The 9,624-nt window shown below is 71.4% G+C and carries 10 protein-coding genes; 4 read left to right on the top strand and 6 right to left on the bottom strand.

Annotated features, from left to right (window positions below; all coding sequences use genetic code 11):
• Positions 1 to 193: 193 nt before the first annotated feature.
• Complete coding sequence (locus tag ASF18_RS01060) at positions 194 to 670, bottom strand: NUDIX domain-containing protein (protein ID WP_056220193.1); 477 nt, start codon at positions 668 to 670, stop codon at positions 194 to 196.
• 5 nt (positions 671 to 675) lie between these two features.
• The gene (locus tag ASF18_RS01055) at positions 676 to 1,374 is read right to left on the bottom strand and encodes a fumarylacetoacetate hydrolase family protein (protein WP_056348550.1); all 699 of its coding nucleotides are present in this window, start codon (positions 1,372 to 1,374) and stop codon (positions 676 to 678) included.
• Between the two features lie 145 nt (positions 1,375 to 1,519).
• Here ASF18_RS01055 and ASF18_RS01050 point away from each other — a divergent pair, with 145 nt between their 5' ends.
• The 4 genes from ASF18_RS01050 to ASF18_RS01035 all read left to right on the top strand — a co-directional run bounded on the left by ASF18_RS01050 (position 1,520) and on the right by ASF18_RS01035 (position 6,190).
• Positions 1,520 to 2,986 carry an FAD-binding oxidoreductase gene (locus tag ASF18_RS01050; RefSeq protein WP_056348685.1) on the top strand — a complete coding sequence of 489 codons (1,467 nt, stop codon included), beginning with the start codon at positions 1,520 to 1,522 and terminating at the stop codon, positions 2,984 to 2,986.
• Positions 2,987 to 3,221: 235 nt separating this feature from the next.
• Positions 3,222 to 3,515, top strand: coding sequence for a DUF2218 domain-containing protein (locus tag ASF18_RS01045; protein ID WP_056220187.1), 294 nt, complete (start codon positions 3,222 to 3,224; stop codon positions 3,513 to 3,515).
• 108 nt (positions 3,516 to 3,623) lie between these two features.
• Positions 3,624 to 4,919, top strand: coding sequence for an aminopeptidase (locus ASF18_RS01040; RefSeq protein WP_082486901.1), 1,296 nt, complete (start codon positions 3,624 to 3,626; stop codon positions 4,917 to 4,919).
• 395 nt (positions 4,920 to 5,314) lie between these two features.
• The gene (locus ASF18_RS01035) at positions 5,315 to 6,190 is read left to right on the top strand and encodes a hypothetical protein (protein WP_056348545.1); all 876 of its coding nucleotides are present in this window, start codon (positions 5,315 to 5,317) and stop codon (positions 6,188 to 6,190) included.
• Between the two features lie 113 nt (positions 6,191 to 6,303).
• On the opposite strand, the gene ASF18_RS01030 is transcribed toward ASF18_RS01035, so the two are convergent.
• From ASF18_RS01030 to ASF18_RS01015, 4 genes are all read right to left on the bottom strand, one after another.
• Positions 6,304 to 7,077: a DUF1223 domain-containing protein gene (locus ASF18_RS01030; RefSeq protein WP_056348541.1), complete on the bottom strand. Its 774-nt coding sequence runs from the start codon at positions 7,075 to 7,077 to the stop codon at positions 6,304 to 6,306.
• A gap of 4 nt (positions 7,078 to 7,081) precedes the next feature.
• Positions 7,082 to 8,119: a lipid A biosynthesis lauroyl acyltransferase gene (locus tag ASF18_RS01025; protein WP_056348538.1), complete on the bottom strand. Its 1,038-nt coding sequence runs from the start codon at positions 8,117 to 8,119 to the stop codon at positions 7,082 to 7,084.
• A gap of 92 nt (positions 8,120 to 8,211) precedes the next feature.
• Complete coding sequence (locus ASF18_RS01020) at positions 8,212 to 9,234, bottom strand: zinc-binding dehydrogenase (protein WP_056220177.1); 1,023 nt, start codon at positions 9,232 to 9,234, stop codon at positions 8,212 to 8,214.
• A gap of 108 nt (positions 9,235 to 9,342) precedes the next feature.
• Positions 9,343 to 9,621 (bottom strand): SH3 domain-containing protein, encoded by a 279-nt coding sequence (locus ASF18_RS01015; protein ID WP_056270536.1) that lies wholly within the window; start codon positions 9,619 to 9,621, stop codon positions 9,343 to 9,345.
• Positions 9,622 to 9,624: the final 3 nt, after the last annotated feature.

Raw genomic sequence — 9,624 nt, 5'->3', positions numbered from 1 at the left:
TTCGAACCCTCGACCCCAACCTTGGCAAGGTTGTGCTCTACCCCTGAGCTACACCCGCTCACAACCGCGCCGCTGGTGGGAAAGACCCGCCGGCGGCCCCGGACGGCGTCTCTAAACACCATTCCGTCGGGTGTTGCAAGCGCTGAATCCCGGCGCTCGCCCCGCGGGCCGTTTGCCGGCATCGCACCGCCCCTTAGGGCTGCCACTGCGCGGGCGGGGGCAGGCCCTCGCGGATTTCACGCAGGCGCGCGCGGGTGGCGGCGGTGGTCTCGGCCGGGAGCGCATCGAGGGGGAAGAAGCCGCAGGCGGCGATCTCGCGGTCGGGCTGTTTTGGCGCCCGCACCGCGAAGGCGGCGGCCACGTAGAGGGCGACGTGGTCGCGCCCGGCCCCCGTGCGGCTGTGATAGAAGCCGTGCAGCCGCAGAGGATGCCCGGGATCGACGACGATCTCGGCCTCCTCGCGGAACTCCCGGACCATGGCCGTCACCGCGCTCTCGCCGGCCTCGATGCCGCCGCCGGGCAGGTGCCAGCCCGACACGTAGGTGTGGCGGACGAGGCAGACCCGGCCTTCGGCGTCGATGGCGACGCCGCGAACACCCAGGGTCATGCCGCGCGTCGCCAGGGCGCCGTAGTGGATCAGGCGCCGCATCCAGGGGCGTTGCAGGAGCATGCGGCTCAGACGACGCGCAGGCGGATGGCGCCGAGGCCCTCGATGGCGGCCGTCATCGTTTCGCCGCGCCGGACGGCGCCGACGCCCGACGGGGTGCCGGTGAAGATGAGGTCGCCCGGGTGCAGCTCAAAATAGGTCGAGAGCAGCGCGACCTGCTCCTGCGTCGACCAGATCATCTCGGAGAGGTCGCCGCGCTGGCGCTCGCCCGCGTCCACCGCCAGCGTGATGGCGCCCCGCGCGGGATGGCCGATGGCCGAGGCCGGGTGCAGCGGTCCGATCGGCGCCGAGGCATCGGCGGACTTGGCGAGGTCCCAGGGGCGCGCCAGGCGCTTGGCCTCGTCCTGGACGTCGCGCCGGGTCATGTCGAGCCCGACGGCGTAGCCGTAGACGTGGTCGAGGGCGGAAGCCTCCGGGATGTCGCGGCCGCCCAGCCCGAGGGCCGCCACCATCTCCACCTCGAAGTGGTAGTTCTCGGTGCGCGGCGGATAGGGGTGGTCCACCGGATCGTCGCCCGTGACGATCTGCAGTGCATCGGCGGGCTTCATGAAGAAGAACGGCGGCTCGCGGTCGGGGTCCTTGCCCATCTCGCGGGCGTGGGCGGCGTAGTTGCGACCGACGCAGTAGACCCGCCGCACGGGAAACAGGTCGTCGCTGCCGACGATCGGAAGGGCGATGCGGGGCGGGTTCGGGATCACGGACAGCATGGGTCTCCAACCTCTTCTCTCGGCGGATGCGGCGCGGCGCCCGGTCGCTCGCCCTGCACAGGACGCCGCGCCATCCCTATCATAGGCAGCGGGCCCGGCCGCGCCATCCTGCCGCGAGCCGAGGCCTGCCGTTGCGAGTTCCGTGGTGACCGACCCCTCCCGCCTGCTGGCGCACCTCGCCGCGCATCTCGGCGCCGCCCACGTCCTCACCGACCCGGCCGACCTCGCGCCCCACCTCGCCGAGACCCGCGGGCTGCGGCGCGGCCACGCCCTGGCGCTGGTGCGGCCCGCCGACACCGCCGAGGTCGCCGGCGTGGTCCGTGCCTGCGCCGAGGCCGGGGTGCCGGTGGTGGCCCAGGGGGGCAACACCGGCCATGTCGGCGGCGGCCTGCCGCAGGGGGGCATCGTGCTGTCGATGGCACGCCTGACGCGCCTGCGGGCGATCGACGCCGTCAATGCCAGCATCACCGTGGAAGCCGGCATGGTGCTGGCCGACGTCCAGGCGGCCGCCGAGGCCGCCGGCCTGCTGTTCCCGCTCTCGCTGGCCTCCGAGGGGTCCTGCCGCATCGGCGGCAATCTCTCCACCAATGCGGGCGGGACCGCCGTGCTCGCCTACGGCAACGCCCGCGACCTCGTCCTCGGGCTCGAGGTGGTGCTGGCCGATGGCCGGGTCTGGAACGGGCTGAAGGGCCTGCGCAAGGACAATGCCGGCTACGACCTCAAGCACCTGTTCCTCGGCTCGGAGGGAACGCTCGGGCTGATCACCGCCGCGGTGCTGAAGCTCTTTCCCCGGCCGACCTCCCGCGCCGTGGCCTTGGTCGGCCTCGCCTCGGCCGAGGCCGCCCTGGCGCTGTTCCGGCGCTTGCGGGCGGAGGCCGGCCCGACCCTGACCGCTTTCGAGTACATCGCCCCCTTCGGGCTGGAGATCGTCCTGCGCCATCGGGCCGGGGCCCGTCGGCCCCTGGCCGGGGCGCACGGGGCCTACGCGCTGGTGGAGCTCTCCACCACCCGACCCGGCGAGGACGCGGCGACCTTGATGGAGATGCTGCTCGCCCGGGCGCAGGACGCGGGGCTCCTCGAAGATGCGGCCTTGGCGGCGAGCGAGGCGCAGGCGAATGCCTTCTGGGATCTGCGCGAGAGCCTCTCCGAGGTCCAGAAGGCGGAGGGCGGCTCGATCAAGCACGACGTCTCGGTGCCGCTCTCCCGCCTACCCGAGTTTCTCGCGCGGGCGACGCGGGCCTGCGAGGCGGCGATGCCCGGTCTGCGCGTCTGCGCCTTCGGGCACTTCGGTGACGGCAACATCCACTTCAACCTCAGCCAGCCCGTGGGCATGGACCGCGCCGCGTTCCTCGCCGCCTGGGAGCGCTTCAACCGGATCGTCCACGACATCGTCGCCGGGCTCGGCGGCTCCATCGCGGCCGAGCACGGCGTCGGCCTCCTGAAGCGCGACGAACTGGCGCGCTACGCCGACCCGGTGGCCCTCGACCTGATGCGCAGCCTCAAGGCCGCCCTGGACCCGGCAAACATCCTCAACCCGGGCAAGGTTCTGCCCGACCGCCGGGCCGGCGAGGCGGCGTCATTCGGCTTTTCCGAAGACTCAACAAAAATTTAATCGGAACCGGACCGGGCTCGTCCGGATTGTTGTTGTGCAGCGCACAAAGACTTGCCAGATTATCGACGGCAATGCGCCATAAATCGGCTCCGCTGCGGGCGGAGGAGGTTGCACGACAACGGCGCACGGCTGGTTGCAGTGCGGTGGGTTAGGCCGGTCTTAACCCTTCCGCCCTCTCTTGGACGAGAGAACAGATCAGACGTCGCGATCGAAGACCGAGCAGGAGACACGTTCGATGCCGACTTCCCAGGCGAGAGTCCCGACGGCCGAGGCGAGCCGCTACCTCAAGCAGCTCTGCCGTCACTGGAGCCACAAGTTCCCAGTGGAAGCCACCGAGGAGGCCGGCCGGGTGCCCTTCGGCGAGGACCGCGTCTGCACCTTCGAGGCCGGCCCCGACGCCCTGCTGATGCGGGTCGCGACGCCCGATCCGGCCGCCCTGACGCGCCTGGAGAACGTGGTCTCCGACCATCTTCTGCGCTTCGCCTTCCGCGAGAACCTCGGCGAGATCACTTGGTCCCGCGCCGCTTGAACCCACGCCGTGGCCGGCCCGCCCGGCCTGCGTCCACCGAGGGTTGACCTGCCGTCCCGGGACCTGATCTTGAGCGCACAGCGCTGAAGGCAGCATCGGGAGACAGGCATGGACGGGATCGCGCAGACAACCGCTGGCTCCACACCGACCGGGGCCGCGTCGTCGCACGGGGCACGGCATGCCGAGCGCCTGGAGCGCCTGGCCGAGGTCGCCGTGAAGGTCGGCCTGGGTCTCCGGCCCGGCCAGGAACTCGTGATCACCGCGCCGCTCGAGACGGTGCCGCTGGCCCGCCTCATCACCGAACAGGCCTACAAGGCCGGCGCTTCCCTGGTCACCACCTTCTACACGGACGATGCCGCCACCCTGGCGCGCTTCGCCCACGCCCCCGAGGCGGCCTTCGACACCGCAGCCGGCTGGCTCTACAGCGGCATGGCCGAGGCCTACCGCAACGGCGCGGCCCGCCTCGCCATCGCGGGCGACGATCCCTCCCTCCTGGCCGGCCAGGACTCGGCCAAGGTGGCCCGTGCCAACCAGGCCCGGTCGAAGGCTTATGTGCCCGCCCTGGAGCTCATCGCCAACTTCTCCACCAACTGGACCATCGTCTCGGCGGCGACGACGCCCTGGGCCCGCACGGTGTTCCCCGACCTACCGGAGGCCGAGGCCGTGTCCCGCCTCTGGGACGCGATCTTCGCGGCCTCGCGGGTGGACGGCCCCGACCCGGTGGCGGCCTGGGAGGCGCACAACGCCGCCCTTCACGCCCGGATGAACGCGCTCAACGCCCACCGCTTCGCGGCCCTCCGCTTCTTCGGACCCGGCACCGACCTCACGGTGGGCCTCGCCGACGACCACGAATGGTGCGGCGGCGCCTCGGCCTCCCGCAGCGGCATCGTCTGCAACGCCAACATCCCCACCGAGGAGGTGTTCACCACCCCGCACAAGGACCGGGTCGACGGCACCGTCACCAGCACCAAGCCGCTCTCCTACCAGGGCACGCTGATCGACGGGATCCAAGTGCGCTTCGAGGGCGGCCGCATCGTCGAGGCCACCGCCCGCACCGGCGGCGACGTGCTCGCCAAGGTGCTGGAGACCGACGCGGGCGCGCGCCGCCTCGGCGAGGTCGCCCTGGTGCCCGCCTCCTCGGCGATCTCCGCCTCGGGACTCCTGTTCTACAATACCCTCTACGACGAGAACGCGGCGAGCCACATCGCCCTGGGCCAGGCCTACAGCAAGTGCTTCCGCAACGGCGGCGCGGAGTTCAGCGCGGACGACCTCGCGGCCCGCGGTGCCAACCGCAGCCTGATCCACATCGACTGGATGATCGGCTCCGACCGGATCGACGTCGACGGACTCTCCGCCGAGGGCCGGGCGGTTCCGGTAATGCGCGCCGGCGAGTGGGTCGACTGACGCCCTCCCGGCGGCGTCGCCCGCCGGCCTGAGCCGATACGCCATCCGTCCGCGTGGGCCCTCTTCCGTGTGAAGGCGCACGCGATTGATGGCTCTCCAATTGACGTGGGCAAATTTCCCACGCATGGTCCGGACGTGGTCGCACCGGCCACGGACTTTCGAACGGATGTCCGTACAGACTTGCCGCCGCCCTCGGGCGGGTTCGGCAGGCGTAGACAACCGCCCGATCCCCGCGCTCCCGTGTCTGCCGGCGCACGGATGCGGAGATCGGGGCCGGCCTCGTCGCGGTGACGCCCGGGCGCCCGCGGGTTTCCGCGCCGGGTGTCCGGCACCGGTCTGCGGGTTGGAACCGTCGTTCGGGTTCGCCATCTCCCGAGGGAGACAACGAGGATCTCATGACCAAGCCCCTTCTCCTGGCCGGCCCGATGGCTGTCCTGCTCGCCGGCGCGGCCTCCGCCGCCGACCTTCCGCGCCGCGTCGCGCCGCCGGTCTTCACCACGGTTCCGGTCTTCAGCTGGACCGGGTTCTATGCGGGTCTCAACGCCGGCTACGGCTTCGATGCCAACAGCAGCCGCGGCGCCACCGTGATCGGTACCACCGCCGCCTCCGGCGTCGTCGCCAACGGCGCCGATCCGGGCCTCGTGGCCTTCAGCAACCGCAACGCCAACAACGGCTTCACCGGGGGCGGCCAGATCGGCTACAACTATCAGTTCACGCCCGGCTCCGGCGTGGTGGTCGGCGTCGAGGCGGATGCGCAGTATCTCGGCTTCGGCACCAACCGCAACACGGCGTCCTTCGTCGGCACGCCCAACGCGGACCTGACCTTCGTCAACCCGAACGGCCTGTCGAACCTCGACTACTTCGGCACCGTGCGGGGCCGCCTCGGCTACGCCTTCGACCGGACCCTGGTCTACGGCACCGGCGGCTTCGCTTATGGCGGCGGGGGCGGCTCCAGCTTCGGCCTGCCCAACAGCAGCACCGATACGTTCCGCACCGGCTGGGCCGCGGGCGGCGGCATCGAGTACGCCCTGCCCTCCGACTCGTTCCTGAACTTCTTCAAGTCCTCCGCCGTGACCGTGAAAATCGAGGGCCTCTATGTCAGCCTCGACCGGAACAGCACCAACGGCGTGTTCGCCTATTCGAACTCGACGGGCGCCCAGTACAGCGTTTCCGGCACGGGTTATGCAGCCGCGACGGGCTATACCAGCCGTCGCTCCGACGAGTTCGCCGTCGTCCGCGCCGGCCTGAACTACAAGTTCGGGACGTACTGACCCGTCGCCGGACCCGCTTTTGGCCCGAGCCTCCCCAGCCCGATCAGACTGGCCGCTCGGTCAAACGGCGCCCCGGGAGCGATCCCGGGGCGCTGTCGGAAGCCAGGTGCCTTTCAGAAGCCAGGCGCCTTGGCGGCGCCGAGGATGCGGGCGGGGCGGCCCTCGTTGCCCCCCTGGAGCACGACGACGTAGGAATCGGCATCGGCGACCTGGGCCGCGTGGCGCGGCACCTCGAAATGGGCCGCATGACCCGTCCAGGGGCCGATCCGGTGCATCCCGCGCACGACGTTGATGTAGTCGAACACCTGTCCCTTGTTCTCGCCGCCGCCGATGGCGATGCGCCGCCGCCGCATCACGGGCAGCAGCCAGAGCTCGGCCTTGGTGTCCGGTCCCGTGCTCGCGCCGACATCGACGCAGATCCGGTCGCCCTCTTCCCAGCTCCGGACCGGCACCTGGATGGGGCTGGTCGCCCGGGCCCGGCGCAGGGCCCGTTCCAGGGAGTTGCGATCCGAACGGATCATCGAGGGCTCGCCGTTGACGATGGCCTGCGGCGTGAAGACCTGTCGCTCGCCGCGTAGAGAGGCGTAGGCCCGCTGCCGCGCCGTGAAGGCGGGCTGGGCATAGGCGTCTTTCCAGCCGAGATAGTCCCAGTAGGTGATCGGGAAGGTCAGGGCGATCACGCCGGGCTCCCGGGCAAACTCCCCGAGCACCCGCGAGGCCGGCTGACAGGAGGCGCAGCCCTGGCTCGTGTAGAGTTCGATCACCACCGGGGTGCGCTCGCCCGCCAGGGCCTGGGTCGCACCCGCCACCAGGGCACCGGCGGCGACCAGGAGGGCGAGGCGCAGGCCGACGGTTCGGCGCGGAAGGGACGGGGCGGCGCGGCTCATGGGATCAGGATACCGTCGCCGGGCCATTCCCCGTCATCACGGTCGCTCGATCCTCCGGCGCGCCGGCCGGGGCCGTCGTTCCCGAGGCCGGACCCGGAGCGGGTTTGGGCTTCGGCAGCATCGCGGGACGCCAGCGCCGGTGCATCCAGAGCCATTGACCGGGATTCTCGCGGATCCAGCCCTCGATCACCCGAGTCATCGCCTGCATCGCCCCCTGCACGTCGATGGCGCCCGAGGCGTCGCGCGGCAGGTCGACAGGCGGCGTCAGTTCAAGATGGAAGCGCGTCCCGTCGCGGCGGACCACTCGCGCGCCGTGGACGGGACATTCGTAGTGGCGGGCGAGCTTGCCCAGGAGCGGATTGACCAGCACCGGCTTGCCGAAGAACTCCACCACCACCCCCCGGGTGAAGTGCTGGTCGATGAGCTGGCCGAGATGGCCGCCGCGCTCCACCACACCCTGCATGGCGAAGACCGCGCCCTGCCCGGCCGCCGCCAGGCCTCCCATGGTCTGGCGGCGGACCTCCTGGACCAGGCGCGCGGAGGCCGCGTCGTTGGGGGGCCGGAAGATCGCGGTGGCGTCGAGGCCGAACTGGGCCGCGCAGATCGCCGGCAATTCCCAGTTCGCCAGGTGGGCGGAGAAGATCAGGCCCGGTTTGCCGTCGTCGCGCAGGTCGGCGAAATGCGTCTCGCCCGCCACCGTGATCCGCCCGTCCGCCGCGAGATCCGCCGGATCGAGATCGAACAGCGTGTGGAGATGGGCGTATTCCGCACCCGTCCGGCCGAGATTGTCCCACGCCTCCCGGGCGAGGGCGCGGATCGCGGCCTCGTCCCGCTCGGGGAAGGCCGCGCGCAGATTGGCCGTCGCGATCCGGTGGGCCGGCAGGAAGGGACCGACCGTCCGGGCGACCCAGCCGCCGACCCGGCTCGCACGCTCGGCCCCGAGGAGGCGCGCCAGCCAGAACAGCCCCCGGATCAGGGGAATCATGGCGAGGCCGGCCAGCCGCGGCAGGTTACGCTTCAGGACGAGGGCAAGGCGAAGCAAAACGAATCCCGTGACGCGGGGCGTTCCGGCGACGACCCTGGCCCCTGGCATAATTCATTTTAGCCCGGGAGGGCACCCGTGCGGCCTGCAACTCAGAGCGTCACGAGGATCTTGCCGAAGACCTTCCGGGATTCCAGGCGCTCCAGCCCCTTCGCGAAATCGGCCAGGGGCAGGACCGTGTCCACCACGGGGGTGATGCCGTCCGCCATCTTGGCCATGGCGTCGCGGATATTGGCCATCGAGCAGCCGAACGAGCCGGTTATGCGGTACTGCTGTTGGAATAGCTGCATCAGGTTCATGCTGGTCGAGACGCCCGAGGTGGAGCCGCAGGTGACGAGCCGTCCCCCGCGCTTGAGGCAGAGGAGCGAGCCGTTCCAGGTGTCGGGGCCGACATGTTCGAAGACCACGTCGACGCCCTTGCGCTTGGTCAGGCGGCGGACCTCGCCCTCGAATCTCTCCTCGCGGTAGTTGATGACGTGGTCGGCGCCGAGCGCCTTGGCCTTCTCGCCCTTGGCGTCGTCGCCCACCGTGGTGAAGACCGTGCAGCCGATGGCCTTGGCCATCTTGATCGCCGCCGTGCCGATGCCGGACCCGCCGGCATGGACGAGGATGCTCTCGCCCGGCTCAAGGCGGGCATTGTCGAACAGCATGTGCTGCACGGTGCCGAAGGCCACCGGGGCGCAGGCCGCATCGGTGAAGCTGACGCCGTCCGGCATCTTGATGACGAGGCGCGCCGGCATGGTCACCCGCTCGCGGGCGAAGCCGTCGATGTGGAAGCCCATCACGCCGGAGACGTCCTCGCAGAGGTTGTCGCGGCCCTCCCGACAGGCCTTGCACCGGCCGCAGGTCCGGGCGCCGTACATCGCCACCCGGTCGCCCGCGGCCAGGCCCGTGACGCCCTCCCCGACGCAGACGATCTCGCCCGAAGCCTCGGCCCCGACCGCCAGGGGCAGCTTGCGCTTGGCGAAGGCCATGCCGCGGAAGCCCCAGACGTCGATGAAGTTCAGGCCCACCGCGCGCACGCGGATCTGGACCTCGCCGGGGCCGGGGGGCGCGGGCTCCGCGACATCCTCGAGGCGCAGGTCGCGGTCACCGTGGAGCTGGAGGGATTGCATCGGTTCGCTTCCGTTCGCGGGGCGCCGCGGATGCCCCCGCAGGGGCTGGGCGTTCATGCGCCCCTCGCTAGCCTCCGCGGGGCCAGGCATCAACCCGCCGGGCCGGCCTCACTCCGGCGACAGGTAGCGCCGCCGGGCCCAGCCGAGGATCGGGCCGGCCTTGACCCGGCACCAGGTCAGACCGCTCGGGGTGTCCGCGGTGCAGCCGAAGCCGCGCAGGCGGGCGCCCAGCGGGGCCTGGCCGAGGGCGGGCGCGGCGGCATCCGGCGTCTCGCGGATGCTCAGGGTCTCGCCGCGCGGGAGCCCGTCGACCCGGAACGCGTCGGCCGCCGCGGCGGGGCCGGCGGCGAGGAGCAGGAGGACCAGCGCGGCGGGGATCGGGGACATGCT

Source organism: Methylobacterium sp. Leaf89 (assembly GCF_001422215.1).
Lineage (GTDB): Bacteria > Pseudomonadota > Alphaproteobacteria > Rhizobiales > Beijerinckiaceae > Methylobacterium.
The sequence above is the reverse complement of the archived record's forward strand: the minus strand, read 5'-3'. Positions and strand labels throughout refer to the sequence as shown.